The 16,763-nt window shown below is 47.8% G+C and carries 7 protein-coding genes; 4 read left to right on the top strand and 3 right to left on the bottom strand.

Features of this window, described 5'->3' with window-relative positions; all coding sequences use genetic code 11:
- Positions 1–57 precede the first annotated feature (57 nt).
- Together HGH91_RS19035 and HGH91_RS19030 are read right to left on the bottom strand one after the other, a co-directional pair.
- Positions 58–1,971, bottom strand: coding sequence for a DUF3857 domain-containing transglutaminase family protein (locus HGH91_RS19035; protein WP_168740384.1), 1,914 nt, complete (start codon positions 1,969–1,971; stop codon positions 58–60).
- A gap of 3 nt (positions 1,972–1,974) precedes the next feature.
- Positions 1,975–4,005 carry a DUF3857 domain-containing protein gene (locus HGH91_RS19030; protein WP_168740383.1) on the bottom strand — a complete coding sequence of 677 codons (2,031 nt, stop codon included), beginning with the start codon at positions 4,003–4,005 and terminating at the stop codon, positions 1,975–1,977.
- A 50-nt stretch (positions 4,006–4,055) separates the two neighbouring features.
- On the opposite strand from HGH91_RS19030, the gene queG reads away from it, so the two are divergent.
- Positions 4,056–4,970, top strand: coding sequence for a tRNA epoxyqueuosine(34) reductase QueG (queG, locus tag HGH91_RS19025; RefSeq protein ID WP_168740382.1), 915 nt, complete (start codon positions 4,056–4,058; stop codon positions 4,968–4,970).
- 3 nt (positions 4,971–4,973) lie between these two features.
- Here queG and HGH91_RS19020 read toward each other — a convergent pair whose 3' ends face one another.
- Positions 4,974–5,771 carry a DUF4350 domain-containing protein gene (locus tag HGH91_RS19020; protein WP_168740381.1) on the bottom strand — a complete coding sequence of 266 codons (798 nt, stop codon included), beginning with the start codon at positions 5,769–5,771 and terminating at the stop codon, positions 4,974–4,976.
- Between the two features lie 397 nt (positions 5,772–6,168).
- Here HGH91_RS19020 and HGH91_RS19015 point away from each other — a divergent pair, with 397 nt between their 5' ends.
- From HGH91_RS19015 to HGH91_RS19005, 3 genes are all read left to right on the top strand, one after another.
- Positions 6,169–10,254, top strand: a complete 4,086-nt coding sequence (locus HGH91_RS19015; protein ID WP_168740599.1) for a hybrid sensor histidine kinase/response regulator transcription factor — start codon at positions 6,169–6,171, stop codon at positions 10,252–10,254.
- A gap of 450 nt (positions 10,255–10,704) precedes the next feature.
- Positions 10,705–13,551 (top strand): TIM-barrel domain-containing protein, encoded by a 2,847-nt coding sequence (locus HGH91_RS19010; RefSeq protein WP_168740380.1) that lies wholly within the window; start codon positions 10,705–10,707, stop codon positions 13,549–13,551.
- Positions 13,552–13,623: 72 nt separating this feature from the next.
- On the top strand, positions 13,624–16,752 hold the full coding sequence (locus HGH91_RS19005) for a SusC/RagA family TonB-linked outer membrane protein (RefSeq protein WP_168740379.1): 3,129 nt from the start codon (positions 13,624–13,626) through the stop codon (positions 16,750–16,752).
- The last annotated feature ends 11 nt before the right edge of the window (positions 16,753–16,763 follow it).

Raw genomic sequence — 16,763 nt, 5'->3', positions numbered from 1 at the left:
ATAAAACAGGAACAGTCCCGCCATTGGCGGGACTGTTCCTGTTTTATAAAACTATTTTTATTCTTTCACCAATACCAACCTGTTTCTATCGGCCCGGTAAATGCCGCCATAGAACTTCACGAGCTCCGGATATTCTGCTGCAGGAAATGTACCCGACTGCCGTTCCATTTTTCGTATATAGGTTACCGTATTGCCTTTTAATATAACAGTAGCATTATAGTTCCCAAATTTTGAAGACAGGCTTACCGGTGTTGGCACAGATTCCGGTTTATATCCCACAGGGAGAATGATTTCTACAGAATCAATATCGCGGTAGGCCATATTCAACCGGATATCCGACTGGCGGGATGTATCGGGTTCCAGCTTCATCCCGTCGCGGGCGAGGATATTGGGATAGATAAACATTCGTTTACCCGTTACCGTGGCATAATTATTTCCCTTTACCTTCATCATCTCCTCAATAGCCGGGATTGTAGTTTCCAGTTCTTTGCAATTATAATCCACAATATCGTAACTCGACAGCCCCAGGCCTTTGCGCAGTATTTCCAGTTGCTTTTCCCGGCTCAGGCGATGAATAGCGTTGCGCAAATCATCCTGTTGCAGGCCACTGGTCACTACTACGGCATTCAGGGCTATGTTTCCACTGGAATCCACGGTAGCATTAATATGGCGGATTTGCTGGTTACAATCCATACCATACACGGGTGTTCGCACCAGTTTACTGTCTTTTTCATCCAACAGCAGTACGGGCCTGTTGTCTGTAAAACCACCCAGGTAGCCGGCGGGCAAATAAGGGTCGGTGCATTCCAGCCAGGTGGTATCCTTTTCGCCGGGCACACAGAGGATGGCGTGGTTGAACTGGGAAGAAGGAAAATCCTCGCGGATAGTATGTGTATTTTCGCCAGCTTTCACCCATACGCAATTGGATTTGATCCCTGCTTCTTTCAATAATGCCATCATGTAGTTGGATAAGGCCTTACAATCACCATAGCCTTTAGTGGCAACTGAAGCCGCATCAAAAGTTTGCCATCCTCCTATTCCCAGCTGTATACTGATGTAGCGGTTGTTACGCTGCATAAACCGGTAGAGTGTTTTTATCTTTTCTTCCCTGCTATGCAGGCCGTCGGTCAGTTCATGCACCTTTGCTTTGGTGGCATCCGGCAACACATCCCGGCCGGCATTAAGCTGGTAAAAGAAAGTACCCAATCCTTTCCAGGAGTTTGCGTTGCCCTTATATTTATCCAATTCAAAATCGGTAGTTCCCAGGAATACCGCAGGTGTACGGCGGTAAAACTCCACGGCATTTAATTCTGACTTCAGCGCTTTGATCTGCTTTACCTCCCAGGCATATGTTTTGGTGTCCTTGTCGGTAGTGGTAACTGGTTCTCCGTTGTATAAATAGCTGCGGAAACGCAGGATAAAATCGGCTGGCGTTGTTACCTTCAGGATACTTTGTTCCACAGTACAATCGATATTTGATTGGGGTATCCAGCCTGGAATCGAAAGGGTGCTATAGGTGCGTTCGCTGACTTCGTATTCTACCGTATATGGGTATACGTTATAATAGAACTGGTGCGCTTTCAGACGGTCATCCGTCATCAGGCTCCCATCATCTACCGCACTCAGGTCTTTGATATCGCTTTGTTTAAGGCGTTTCACCTGTTTCCCTTCCGCATCGTAAAGGCTACCGCTGATACCATGTATTTCGCTGAGCTTACTGTAGGGAACTACCAGCATAGCAGCATTGGCGCCGGCTTCATCCAACACGGTAATAACGTAGTGCCGGTTAACACGCATATCTGTGAGATCATTTATCCTGATAGTAGTTTCATCCAGGCGTTTAACGATGTGCGCATTTTCTTTCAGGGCAGCCGGAATGGTTTTCACCGGGTATTCGGGATCGCCTGCCCTTGCGGGTTGGGCGGCCACGGCAAGCAGCAATGTGACGGTGATTGTTAGCAGCTTATGCATACGTTATTTTTTCTTCTTTAATACAATCTGTTCTGCTTCCTTTTTTACGATCAGGTCGTAGAATTCCCGCAGGCCGCTATAGTCTTCGGGCATAAAGTTGGCCTTAGTCAGTTTGATGCGGCAACGCAATTGTATATGATCTTCCACCTGTTGAATCATGTATTGAAATTGCCCTTCTGTTTCATTAAAGTTGGCGATCGCCGATTTAGGCAGTTCATCTACCAAATAGCCATCAGGAACGTCCATATTAAAAGTATAGATTTCATCAGAAACGCCGGTCATTTCCACGGGGAACTTGCGTTCCATAGATGTGAAGGGATTCGATTTATAAGCCTCTCCCATCAATGGATTGATGTATACAATGTCTTCTCCTCCTACCTGCATTTTGAACTCATATTTTGTCATCACGGGTAATTCCAGGCTGTCGATGTCTTCGATGTCTTTACTGGTCAGTTCTATTTCCCCGGTATAGGACTTGGCTATTTTTTTGAAGAACTCATCGCGGCCTTTCGCTTTCACCTGTTCGCGGATGTTGTAAGATTGAAAGTAGGTGGGCCTTTGCATAAATGTTCCGGCTATTGCACCATTTTCTATTTTACCCAGCAATACCGACGTAAACTTCTGTTCCCGCAGGGAATCAGCATTTAAAAACACGGGGGTGGCAAATTCATCGATGGTCCTGGCGGCGCCATTATAGCATACCGGCGGCAATTTTCCGAAGCCCATCAGGGGTTCCGACGCGTCCAGGTCGTGGGATTCGTCGCCAATGGTCAGATGTACTACCATGTAGTTGAAGTGGGTGTACAGAGGATAAAACTGGTACACATAGCCGTTGTCGCGGGTGCTGAGTAGCACAGGATCTGCTTTCAGACCGGCTTTGCGGAGCATGGCCGTCAGCAGCATGTTTACTTCCACTACGTTACCGCTCTTCCCGGAAAACACTGTTTTCAGGGATTTCTCCATCCACAGGGCGCTGTGGTCGGTACAGGTATAGTTATTACGTACCCAGTTATAAATCCGCTGTGCTTTTTCCTGGTCTGTTTTGGCATTTTTCACGAGATCTTCCACCGTACCGGAAAGGAAGCCGTTGTTGTTATTGAGTACACCGCCCAGGTCTTCCGCTTTCATCAGGTCTTTCATGAGTTCTTCCCAGGAGCTCTGTACAGGCTTGCGGGCTTCATTGGGCCAGTTCAAGGCCGACAGCTGGAACTCTATTTTACGCACATAGTTATCGACTGTGGTGATGAAGCTTTCGGGGTGGATAGCCGGTATTTCTTTAACCGCCCAGTGATAGGTGGTTACGCCAGGTGTTACCGTCACCATGTCGGCAGGACCGGTAGCACCACTACGCTCCGTGCGGAAGGAAAAGGTAACCCGGCTATAGTCTTTCTTCTCTACTGCAAACTTTTCATATCCCTGTGGGATGAGCATATAGTCGAAATATTCCGGGATGGCCACGCTGTATTCGCTCCAGAGGCGGGGATATTCGCCCTGGAAGGTCCAGGAGCGGAGGTGACGGTAAAATGGGGAAGCCACCGTATAGGTATATTCGATGATCGTACCTTCTTTTACTGCCGGCAGTGTAAACTTCTTTACCATCAGGGATTTGTCCTGTTTGTCGTTAAAGATGTTTTTGCTGTCCATCCGGGTTTCCACCACCTCCCCGTTTTCCAGGTTATAGGCGGCGGCTTTAAGATTGAGGAGTTTCTCCTCCCTGGTATCACCTTTATATAGAGGCACTCTCACTGTGGCCAGGTCGAAGCCGTTTTTATCCACGATTTTTACGCGGCGGTGTACTTTATAGACCAGGCGTAAGTCGCCCCCATCTGCTTCGAAGGCAGAAGATCCTATTTCCGACAATACGACCGCGTGAGCACCGGTATCTTTCTCAAATCTTTTGTCGGTAAATTCTTCTTTGGAGACTTTCCCGAATTTCATTTTTCCATTTTCCTGGGCCAGGGCACTCAGGGACAACAAACCGCTTACCGCGCAGGTAAGCAAACAAGGGATATAACGCATACAGTTACGAAGCATAGGGTAATTATGCCACATGAAGGTATAAAAAATCATGTAATTTTGTGGGGATGACCCATACTTTATTCATAAAGCAGCTGGCAAAGGAGCTGGGATTTGATCACTGTGGTATAGCCCGTGCGGAGCAACTGGATGATGATGCGCGCCGGCTGGAGTCCTGGCTGAATAAGGGTATGCATGGCAACATGCAATATATGGAAAACCATTTCGACAAGCGGATAGACCCCAGGAAGCTGGTAGCCGGCGCCCAGTCGGTGATTACGCTCTTGTTCAATTATTTTCCTTCCGCCGAACAGCGGGTAGATGCTCCCCGTATTTCCAAGTATGCTTACGGTCACGATTATCATGAGGTGATCCGGGCGAGGTTAAAGACTATGCTGCTGCGGATGCAGGAGCATATCGGGCCGGTGCAGGGACGCGGATTTGTGGATTCGGCGCCGGTACTGGAGCGGGCCTGGGCCCGGCGTAGCGGGCTTGGCTGGATAGGTAAAAACGGGAACCTGATCCACAAACAGGCAGGCTCCTTCTTCTTTATAGCCACCCTCATTACTGACATCCCCCTGGAGTATGACGGTCCGGTGGGCGACTATTGCGGATCGTGTACACGCTGCCTGGATGCCTGTCCCACCGAAGCGCTGGTAGCGCCGGGCGTAGTAGATGGCAGCAAATGTATTTCTTATTTTACCATAGAGCTGAAGGATCAGCTGATACCGGAGAAGATGAAGGGACAGTTTGACGACTGGATGTTTGGCTGTGATACGTGCCAGGACGTATGTCCCTGGAATCGTTTCTCCAAAGCTCACCAGGAGGCGGAATTCAACCCGATTCCGGCTATCCTGAACTTTACGACCCGTGACTGGGAAGAGCTGACGGAAGAAGCTTTTAAAACCATTTTCCGCCACTCTCCCCTGAAGCGCAGTAAGTTTGCCGGGATCCGCAGGAACCTGCAGTTCCTGGGACATTAGTCATTATCGTTTTATTTTCGATAGCAGCCATTTGGTGAGATCTACGGCTGCTCCGTAATTTTCATAATCGGGCGTAAGCCTTTCCCCGTTTACATATTCATTATAAAACCAGGGGTCCCCTACTGCAAATACAGTGCCTTTACCCACGGCAGCAACCGCCATAATCACATGGCCATCATCTTCATATACTGCCCTGGCGGGCTTTTTCAGCGTGAGCGTAGATAGCTCCTTAATATATACTTTGCTTACGCCGGAGAATATTTCATGCCCCGGAGGAATTTTAAAAGCGCCCTGCGCCCAGTTACGGCCCTGTACGCGGTTTTTACTGTCGCCGTTGAAATGAATACCGAATTTCTCACTGAGTTTATTAAAATGGACAAAGTCGGCGTTCAGCGAGTCATTTTCCATCAATACCAATACCCCACCGGCTTTCACCCAGTTATAAATTTCCCGGGCATCTTTTTCATTCATGTAATTGGGACGCGGCGATTCAGTGTCTGTATCCGGATCAATGATCATATAGATATCGGTATGCTGTAGGTTAGCCATGGTAGGAGCTTGCAGCAGGCTATCCCTTCTTACGCCGAGCGAATCGAAGATGCCGCCCCAGATAGATAAGCCTCCGTTATCAGTTTCATTCCAGATATAATGCCACCTGAACGGGTTACCGGCATGGTCTTTTTTAAATTCGTTGTTGTAATAGTAATCAAGGGTGACCTTTGGAGACTTTGCGGGCTGTTGGGCTACGCTGGCGCAGGCTAAGCCGGCCGACAAGAATAAGCTGAGTGCGAGTAGTTTCATGGAATTTCTAAAATTGGCAAAAAAATACTCAATATTCATTAAAGATTATAATTCCAGCGGTTACTGAAATTATCATGCAGGTAAAAAGTGGGTGCCAGCCCCCTTTCTATAATTTTAAAAATATTGTTTGCTAATTTCTTGACAATCGTTTTAGCTTCCCCTACTTTTGTATGACAAGGGGCTGGCACCCCACACCATTGCAGCATATCACTTATTATATACCGGTTTTACCGGGCTATTAACTGATTAACTTTTTATGGACCTGAGTGCCATAACGTGGAATTTTAGCAATAAAGGTCGAATTCTTTCGACCTTTCTTTCTTTATAATCGTTTTGTGTTATATTGTTGCGCCTTAATAATTGTCGGGCTAACATTTTTCAACCAAGGGGTGTGCACATGCGGAAGCGGGCTATTATATTCTTCTTTTTTCTACTATTTACCAGGACATTACCGGGTCAAACCCTCGCTTACCAGTTTAACCGGATTGATATTAACCAGGGCTTATCTAACAACCAGGTGAACTGCATTTTCCGGGATAGCACTGGCTTCCTATGGATTGGCACCGGAATAGGATTGAACCGATTCGACGGTTACCATTTTACCGTCTATCTCCACGACTTGCGCGACAGCAGTTCTTTATCCGACAACAATATCAGCCAGATCATGGAGGGACCGGCGCGGCAGCTCTGGATCAGAACCCGCAGTGGTATCAATGTTTATGATCCCGTTACCGGTCGTTTTAACCGCCACCCGGAAACATTGCTGCAACAATGGGGTGTACCCGGCAATACACTAACAGCTATCACCAAGATGCCTGCGGGCCAGTACTGGCTGCTACACCCTAATGCCGGCATTTTTATCACAGACGGACAACATACCGCCACACGGCTTGCGCATACCGCCGACACCGGCAGTATTGCTACCAATAGCGTTTCGGCACTGGTAGCCGACAAGGCCGGTTATTGCTGGCTGCTGCACAGCAACGGTATCCTGGAAAAGATGGACAGCCGTAGTCACCGCGTCCTCTATCGCAATAATAGCCTGGGCGGCGCTAACTGGTCGATGGTGGCTGACAATGACGGGGATCTCTGGCTATTCAACAACAATGAAGACAACGGGGTTTACCACTTCAATACCCGTCAATATACCTTCCGGCATATAGATCAGCATACGCCCGGCCTTGCGCTTAATAATAACATCGTGAGAGGTATTGTACCTGATAACAATGGATTGATATGGGTAGGTACCGATCACGGAGGCATTAATATTATAGATAAAAAAGCGCAGCAGGTCCGTTACATCGAAAACATCAATGAGGATAGCCGCAGCCTGAGTCAGAATAGTATTAACACGCTGTATAAAGATAACACCGGTATCATCTGGATAGGCACCTTTAAAAAGGGACTGAATTACTACCATGAAAACATGGTAAAATTTCCACTTTACCAGAACATGTCGTATAGTCATAACAGTTTACCATTTAATGACGTGAACCGGTTTGTGGAAGACGACAAAGGCAATCTCTGGATAGGCACCAACGGGGGCGGGTTAATTTATTTTGACCGCAACCACAATACCTTTACTACCTACAGCCATGATCCCGCCAATCCTAATAGTATATCCGGCAATGTAGTAGTGAGTCTTTTAATAGACCATGCCCGACAGTTGTGGGTAGGTACTTATTTTGGAGGATTGGACCGGTTTGATGGCCACCGGTTTGTACACTACAAACATGATCCGAAAGACAGTAACAGCCTAAGCGACAATAGTATCTGGGAATTGCTGGAAGACAGTCAACACCGTCTTTGGGTGGGCACCCTGGCCGGGGGGCTAAATCAACTGGACCCTGCCACGAATAAATTTGCTCATTTCCGGCCGGCCGTTCCCTCCAAATACGTTTCTGCACTGTTGGAAGACAAGCAAGGAAGCCTTTGGGTAGGCACCTCTGATGGGTTGGATATACGCAGCCCGAAAACAGGGATCTTCCGGCATTACAGCAATGACCCTAATAACCCGGCGAGCCTGAGTCATAATAACGTAGTATGTATTTTCCAGGACAGCCAGGACCGTGTATGGATCGGCACCCGCGAGGGACTGGATCTTTACAATCCGAAAGACGACAACTTCACCACGTTCCGGAAAAGCGACGGTCTTCCGGATAATACCGTACTGAACATCCTCGAGGCCAACGATCATACCCTTTGGATGAGCACTCCCAATGGTTTGTGTAATATGACCTTTCAGCCAGGCACTAACGGAAAGGCACCTACGTATCACTTCAAGAATTATGATGAATCGGATGGACTGCAGGGCAAAGATTTCAACGAAAATGCCGCCCTGAAAACCAGCCGGGGTGAGCTGATCTTTGGTGGTGGGAATGGCTTCAATCTGTTTTATCCCAACAGCATTGCCCTTAACAAAAACATACCACCTGTTGTACTGACAGATCTGCAGATCTTTAACAAGAGCATACTACCCGGTGAAAAAATCAACGGAAGGGTACTATTGCCGGGGGCCATCTCCGAAATACGCAGTATTACGCTCAAACACGGAGAGAACGTTTTTTCCCTGGAGTTTGCGTCCCTCAACTACTTTCACCCGGAAAAGAACCAGTATGCCTATATGCTGGAGGGGTTTAACAAAGACTGGCTGTATACCGACGGAACACAGCGCAGAGCCACTTTTACCAACCTGGATCCGGGGGAATATACCTTCCGGGTAAAGGCATCTAATAATGATGGCGTATGGAATGACGCAGGGCTTACCTTAAAGATCAGGATACTTCCCCCTTTCTGGAAAACCTGGCCCGCCTTCCTGTGCTATGTGTTACTGATCGTAGGCGCTTTGTTATTGGCCCGCCGGATCATCCTGGAGCGGGAAAGGCTGAAGTTCCGGATGGCGCAGCAAACCCAGGAAGCTGCACGCATGCATGAACTGGATAGCCTCAAAATCCGCTTCTTCACCAATGTGAGCCATGAATTCAGGACGCCGCTCAGTCTCATTATTACGCCCCTGGAAAAAATCATCAAACAAACCGGGGAGGCGCCGTTAAAAGCCCAACTGGAACTAATGCAACGGAATGCACGGCGGTTGCTGAACCTTGTTAACCAGTTGCTCGACTTCCGTAAAATGGAAGTACAGGAAATAAAACTGCATACCGGCGAAGGAGATATCATCAGTTTTTTACGGGAGCTCACCGGTTCCTTTTCTGACCTTTCGGATAAAAAGCATATCTCGCTTACCTTTCAGAGCAATGTACAGGAATTGAAGATGCTGTATGATGCAGACAAAATAGAAAAAATTCTCTTTAACCTGCTTTCCAACGCCTTCAAATTTACCCCGGAAGACGGGGCCATTGCTGTGCAGGTGCAATACCTGGAGGCCGATGCTCAGTTGGAGATAGCAGTAAAGGATAACGGTATTGGTATTCCGCTGGAAAAGCAGGATCATATCTTCGAACGTTTCTTCCAGCATGATTTGCCCTCCTCTGTGGTGAACCAGGGCAGCGGTATTGGTTTATCCATTACCAAAGAGTTCGTGAAAATGCATGGCGGCAATATCAGTGTAGACAGTGCGCCTGAAATGGGCAGCTGCTTTACCGTGGTATTGCCGGTGAAGGCCGTTACTCCTGCTGTTGCCGGTGCCATGGAGGAAACCATCCGCACACAACAGGCCGCACCTGCTGTGGCTGCACCGGTGAACAGCAACAGCAAAAAGCCGGTAGTATTGTTGGTGGAGGATAATGAAGATTTCCGTTTTTACCTGAAAGATAACCTGTCACAATATTTCCAGATATTGGAAGCCGAAAACGGGTTGGTAGCCTGGAAGCTGTTGCAGCAAACGCTCCCCCACTTAATCGTCAGCGACATTTCCATGCCCGAAATGGACGGCCTGGAACTTTGTAGAAAAGTGAGGACCCAGCAACGTACCGCTCATCTGCCGGTAGTATTGCTCACCGCCCGGGCGGAAGAAGCTCACCAACTGGAGGCCCTGGAAACAGGGGCGTCGGATTATATCACAAAGCCTTTTAATTTTGAGGTATTATTATCGCGACTCCGCAATATTATCTCTCAACAAACCTCTCTGCGGAAAACCTTTCAACAGCATATCGAAGCCAATCCCAGCGAGATTGCCATTTCTTCTGCCGATGAGCAATTTATTCAACAGGCATTGCAGGTCGTAGAGAAAAACATTTCCAATCCTGACTTCTCTGTAGAGGAGCTAAGCCGGGCGTTGTTTATGAGCCGTGTATCCGTTTACAAAAAAATACTGGCGCTTACCGGGCGGTCGCCAATTGAGTTTATCCGGAGCATACGGCTGAAACGTGCCGCTCAACTCCTGGAGAAAAGCCAGCTCACCGTAGCGGAAGTAGCGTATGAGGTAGGATTCAATAACCCCAAATATTTCACCCGTTATTTTAAGATGGAATATAATGTACTGCCATCGCAGTATAAAGCAGACAGCGGAAAGCATAAGTCCTGAGCTATTTAAAACAAACCTACCCTATTAAATAACGAAACGGGCCCCCTGGCAACAGGGGGTAATAGATAATTTTGCCATGGAAACTATTATATCTGTCTATGTTTAAGCACAATTTTAAGAAGAGCAACCGTTTGTATCTATTAATAGAGATCATCCTGTATGGTTTGATTACCGCATTACTCATCGGCTTATTCTTGCTGTAACTCATTTATAATCAACCACTCGCATCTTTCCAGATTAACATTTTATACCCAATTACCTATCATTCTGTCACCTCGCAGACAGAACAGGTTAACATAATCGCCCCACATCTAAAACATACGCGTACCCTGTGAATCCGGGGGGCCGTTTATTTTTGTTTTCACACGTTTTGAAGTAAACACGTTTTGGAAAAGGCCAGTTACCTATCACCAACAACCACGTTCAATCAAGGAAAAATCCAGTCAAGTTATGCAGATAAAGAGGACGATACCGATCGTACTAGCCACACTTCTTACCACGGGATGTTTTGCCGGCCAGGTAGATAAACTGTCGGATGGTATAGTAGTACATTTAAAACAACCCGCCCGTAACGGCGCCAGGCAGATAAAATTACAGGTGGTTTCAGACAGGGTGATTCATGTAACCGCTACCCCGGGTGAAAGTTTCCAGGGAGCCCCCAGCCTCATGGCTATTAATAAACAGGGTAATTCCATTCAATGGGATGCGGCAGAGAGTACAGATAATGTGACCCTCAGCACCGCCAGCCTCATAGCCACAGTAGGCCTGCACACAGGGGAAGTGCGTTTCTCTGATAAGGCCGGACATATTATACTACAGGAACAACGTGGCGGCGGTAAGACTTTCACCCCGGTAACCATTGATCAGCAATCTTTATATAAAATACAACAGGTATTTGAGTCACCTGCCGATGAGGCATTTTATGGGCTGGGACAACATCAGACCGGGGTGATGAACTACAAAAACCAGGATGTAGACCTTACCCAGTACAATTCTGTGGCGGCCGTACCTTTTGTGATATCTAACCGTAACTACGGTATTTTATGGGATAATTATTCCATTACCCGTTTTGGCGATGACCGGCCTTACCAGCAAATGTCGGCTTTGCACTTAACCTCCGCGGAGGGTAAACCGGGAGGGTTTACCGCCACTTACGGCGACCGGTATAACAAGACCGTGTACGTTAAAAAGACCGAAGATAAAATAGACTATGAGTTCCTGGACCGGCTGAGCGCCTTACCGGCGGCTTTCCCGATGGTGAAAGGTAAGGTGACCTGGGAAGGCACGGTAACGCCCGATGCCAGCGGCGACTACAAATTTTTCATGACGACTTCCGGCTATACCAAAGTATGGATCAATGGGCAATTGAAGCTGGACCGGTGGCGTGAAAGCTGGAATCCCGGCGCCTCTGTTTTCCAGGAGGCACTGAAAAAAGGGCAACCTGCTACCGTTAAGGTAGAATGGATCCCGGAAACAGCCCAGTCGTTTATCTCCCTTAAATTCCTTGCTCCTGATCCGGCAGCTGCCGATAAAATGAAGCTCAGCTCCGAAGCCGCCGATAAAATTGATTACTATTTCATGTATGGTAAGAACATGGACGAAGTGATCAGCGGATACCGGCAGGTAACCGGTAAGGCTACTATGATTCCACGTTGGGCACTCGGTTTTTGGCAAAGCCGGGAACGCTACAAAACACAGGCGGAGATTGAAAACACCGCGGCGGAGTTCCGCAAAAGACAGATTCCTATCGACAACATTGTGCTCGACTGGAGCTATTGGAAACAGGATGAATGGGGAAGCCAGCAGTTTGATCCGGCTCGTTTCCCCGACCCGGCGGGAATGATCAAGCGTTTGCACGAACAGTATCATACCAACTTTATGATATCGGTATGGCCTAAGTTTTACGAAGGTATTGATAATTACAAGTTGTTTGACAGTAAAAACTGGCTGTATAAACAAAACATCAAAAACAGGCAGCGTGACTGGATTGGTAACGGGTACGTATCTACGTTTTATGATGCATTTAATCCCGAGGCGCGGCAGCTGTTCTGGAGCCTGATCAATAAAAACCTGTTTAGTAAAGGTGTGGACGCCTGGTGGCTGGATGCCACCGAGCCGGATATTTTATCCAATTCCTCTATTGAAGTGAGGAAAACGCTGATGAATCCTACAGCACTGGGATCTTCTACGCAATACTTCAATACCTATGCGCTGGTAAATGCGAAAGGTATTTACGAAGGGCAGCGGTCAGAGAAGCCTGATCAGCGGGTATTTATCCTCACACGGTCCGCCTATGCGGGGTTGCAGCGCTATGCTGCCGCCACCTGGAGCGGTGATATTGCCGCCACGTTTGAAGAGCTGGGCAGGCAAATACCGGCGGGTCTGAACTTCTGTATGTCGGGCTTGCCTTACTGGACCACTGATATAGGTGGATTTTTTGTAGAAGATAAATACGATAAGCCCAATCCACAGGGAGCTGCGCAGGAAGAGTGGAGAGAATTAAATACCCGTTGGTTCCAGTATGGCGCTTTTTGCCCTATGTTCCGTTCACACGGGCAGTATCCCTACCGGGAGATGTTTAATATAGCGCCCGACAGCAGCACGGCGTACCAGTCGATGTTGTATTACGATCAGTTGCGTTACCGCTTGCTGCCTTATATCTATTCATTGGCTGGCAGTACTTACCATCACGACTATACGATTATGCGCGGGCTCGCCATGGATTATGGCCAGGATACAGCGGTGCTGGGAATCCGTGACCAGTATATGTTTGGTCCTTCGCTGCTGGTAAATCCTGTTACGCAATATAAAGCGCGTAGCCGGGAACTATATCTGCCGGCGGGTAATGGCTGGTATGACTTCTACACCGGTCAATACCAGTCGGGCGGCCGGCATATACAAGCCGATGCGCCTTTATCGCGGATGCCTTTGTATGTAAAGGAAGGCGCTATCCTGCCGGTAGGCCCCGCGCTGCAATATACCAGCGAGCGTGCTGCCGACACCATCCGCCTGTATGTATATACCGGTAAAGACGGGGCTTTTACCCTTTATGAAGATGAAAACAATAATTATCAATACGAGAAAGGCGCTTACAGCCAGATTAGCTTCCAATGGGATGAAGCCGCACAAACGCTCCGCATAGGACAACGGGAAGGCAGCTTCCCCGGCATGTTGCAGCAGCGGTACTTCGATGTGGTATTTGTGAGTAAGCAACAGCCCGGAGGGCCCGACCATCAGCACATAGCAGGTAAAATGATAACATATAATGGAATAGCAAAAACGGTCCGGGCCCTCTGACCTGGACCATTCTTCCATCAAAAAAACATTCACTGTCTGTTCACTCTTTCAGCCTAAATAAAACACGTTCACATGAAAAACAGGTACGCCATCAGCAATCTCATTCCGCGGCAGTATGTCTTACGGACGCTTGCTGTCTGCAGTTTAGCGGCCACTGCTCCACCCACGTTATTGGCCTCCGTTGTTAACAACAGCGCCTACACGCATGTTCTAAAACAAACCGTTACCGGTAAGGTACTGGACGCCAAAGATGGCGCGCCGCTTCCCGGGGTTAATATAGTCGTAAAAGGTACCAACCGTGGCACCGTTACCAACGCCAACGGGTCATTCACTTTACAGGCCGATGCCGGCGAAATACTGGTGATCTCACTGGTAGGTTATACCCGGCAAGAGGTGCCGGTTACCGAGGGAAGTCCTATAACTATTCGCCTGCAATCGAGCGCCACTGGCCTGGATGAGCTGGTGGTAGTAGGTTATGGCGTGCAGAAAAAGAAAGTAGTTACCGGCGCCACCGTTCACCTGAACAACGATGACCTGATCAAGAACCATAGCGTTAGCCTTGAGCAATCGTTACAGGGACAGGCTCCCGGTGTACAGGTAACCGCCAACTCCGGCCAGCCCGGCGACCCTATGAAGTTTACCATCCGTGGGATAGGTACCAACGGCGACGCAAAACCGCTATTCATCGTAGACGGTTTTCCCGTGGAAGATATCGCCTATTTGAATCCTACAGATATCGCCAGCATCGATGTATTAAAAGATGCCGCCTCTGTAGCTATTTATGGTACCCGCGCCGCGAATGGGCTGGTGATGATCACCACCAAAAAAGGAAAGGCCGGCAAAATCAGCGTAACATTTGATGCCTCTTATGGACTGCAGAACCCTGCTAAAAAGCTGGACCTGCTCAATGCGACGCAGTATGCCAATATTATGAATGAAGCGGCCATAAACTCCGGCTCCGTACCTATTTACTCAGCAGATTCCATCGCAAAATTGGGTACAGGCACCGACTGGCAAAAAGCGGCTACCCTTCGTAATGCACCCATCCAGCAATACAGCCTGGGATTTTCCGGGGGCAATGAACGTTCTATTTATTCCTCTTCCCTCTCCTACCAGGGGCAGCAGGGGATTATGGGACTGCCCGGCAGGTCTAACTTTGAAAGAACGTCTTTCCGTATTAACTCAGAACATAAGTTATATAAAGATGTAATCAAAACCGGGGAAAACTTAACGTATACCCATACACGTCAACGGGGAATTGGTACCGGCAATATCTATAACAACTCCATCCGCGGACTGTTAAATGCCAACCCAACTTACCCCGTATACAATGCAGATGGCAGCTATGGCAAATCTGCGTATGCAGATGAAGTTAACCCGATTGGCGGCATCGACTACCTGCAAAACAACAGAACCATTATTGATCGTATTATAGGCGACATCTATGCAGAAGCTACGCTGATCAAGGGATTAACCTTACGCACTGATTTCGGCGCCGATATCTCCTATAACTATGTGAATTCATTTATCCCGGTATATAACCTGGGTACCAACAATAGTAACACCCATTCGCAGGCCAGCCAGGCTATTTACCGCAATCTTACCTGGAACTGGGATAACACCCTCACCTACCAGTTGAATGTGGGTAAAAATAACCTGAATGTGATGGTAGGTACCACCGCCAAAAAGTATGAAGGATATAATGTAGGTGGCAGCAAGACCGACCTGATCATTCCCGACTTTGATCATGCCATTATCAGCAATGGTACCAACGAAGATACCCGCAAAGTATTTGGCAGCCGGAGCATGAATGCCCTGCAGTCTTACTTCGGAAGGATCTTTTATAACTATGATGAAAAATACCTGTTGACCGCCACCCTTCGCCGTGACGGCTCTACAAAATTTGGTGCAGATAACCGTTATGGATATTTCCCTTCCTTTTCTGTGGGATGGATTGCCACCAACGAAAATTTCCTGCGTGACATTTCCTGGCTGAATTTCCTGAAGATCCGCGGTGGATGGGGACAAAACGGTAGCGACCGGATCGACGATTTCCGCTACCTGGCTACCATCAACTCTACTTACCGCGACTACTACTTCAACGGTGTGAAAGCCGTGGGCGCTGCTCCCGACAAAATTCCCAATCCCCGTTTACGCTGGGAAGCATCGGAACAAACAGACATAGGATTTGATGCAACGCTGTTTAAAAACCTGAACATCACTTTTGACTGGTACAAGAAGAGCACCCGCGACTGGCTGGTCACCGCACCTATACCGGACATTGTAGGTACCGGCGCTCCTACCATCAATGGCGGTAACATTGAAAACAAGGGGATAGAATTGGGTATCAATTACCATCATAAATTTGGCGAGGTGAACATTGGTATCGGTGGTAATATTTCCTTCAACAAAAATACCGTATTGCAGATTCCTAACCAGGAAGGCGTATTGCATCCTTCTTATAACGGGGTATTGGCTTCTAATATGGACGAATACTTCCGGGCACAGAATGGTATGCCTATTGGTTTCTTCTACGGCCTCAAAACAGCCGGTATTTTCCAAAACCAGGCAGAAATTGATGCCTATACCGGCAAAAACGGTCAGAAAATACAGCCAAATGCACAGCCTGGCGATGTACGCTTTGTAGACACGAATGGCGATGGAGTAATTACCGGTGAAGACAAAACCAAGGTAGGCGATCCGAATCCAAAGCAAACATATGGTATGTCTTTGTCGGCCGACTGGAAGGGCTTTGATCTTTCGATATTACTGAGTGGTGTTGGTGGCAATGATATCGTAGATGGTACCCGTGCCTATGACCGTTATGTTAACAACTATACCACGGCCGTCTTTGACCGCTGGCATGGAGAAGGTACTTCCAACTACCTTCCGCGCGTAACGCAAAACAACGAGCCTAACCAGAACTATACCCGCTTCTCTGATCTGTATGTACACAATGGTGCATTCCTGCGTATCAAGAGCATCAATCTTGGTTATGATCTGAAGAGAACATTACTGAAACGTTTGCCTATGCAGCAGTTAAGGCTATATGTTTCCGGTTTGAATGTATTTACGTTTACACATTACCGTGGCCTGGATCCTGAAGTGGGTTATGGTATAGATCCCTGGTCTTCCGGAACTGACCTCGGTTATTTCCCGCAACCCAGAACTATTTTATTCGGTCTTAATGTTAAATTTTAAACCCGGGCAAT

Origin of the sequence: Chitinophaga eiseniae, assembly GCF_012641265.1 — a bacterium.
In the GTDB taxonomy this organism is placed as follows: domain Bacteria; phylum Bacteroidota; class Bacteroidia; order Chitinophagales; family Chitinophagaceae; genus Chitinophaga; species Chitinophaga eiseniae_A.
The sequence above is the reverse complement of the archived record's forward strand: the minus strand, read 5'-3'. Positions and strand labels throughout refer to the sequence as shown.

What these genes read in the sequence shown, in the direction of transcription:
- HGH91_RS19015 (WP_168740599.1), top strand. Translation starts at nt 6,169, where the DNA reads ATGCGGAAGCGGGCTATTATATTCTTCTTTTTTCTACTATTTACCAGG.
- HGH91_RS19030 (WP_168740383.1), bottom strand. Translation starts at nt 4,005, where the DNA reads ATGCTTCGTAACTGTATGCGTTATATCCCTTGTTTGCTTACCTGCGCG.
- HGH91_RS19010 (WP_168740380.1), top strand. Translation starts at nt 10,705, where the DNA reads ATGCAGATAAAGAGGACGATACCGATCGTACTAGCCACACTTCTTACC.
- HGH91_RS19005 (WP_168740379.1), top strand. Translation starts at nt 13,624, where the DNA reads ATGAAAAACAGGTACGCCATCAGCAATCTCATTCCGCGGCAGTATGTC.
- HGH91_RS19020 (WP_168740381.1), bottom strand. Translation starts at nt 5,771, where the DNA reads ATGAAACTACTCGCACTCAGCTTATTCTTGTCGGCCGGCTTAGCCTGC.
- HGH91_RS19035 (WP_168740384.1), bottom strand. Translation starts at nt 1,971, where the DNA reads ATGCATAAGCTGCTAACAATCACCGTCACATTGCTGCTTGCCGTGGCC.
- queG (WP_168740382.1), top strand. Translation starts at nt 4,056, where the DNA reads ATGACCCATACTTTATTCATAAAGCAGCTGGCAAAGGAGCTGGGATTT.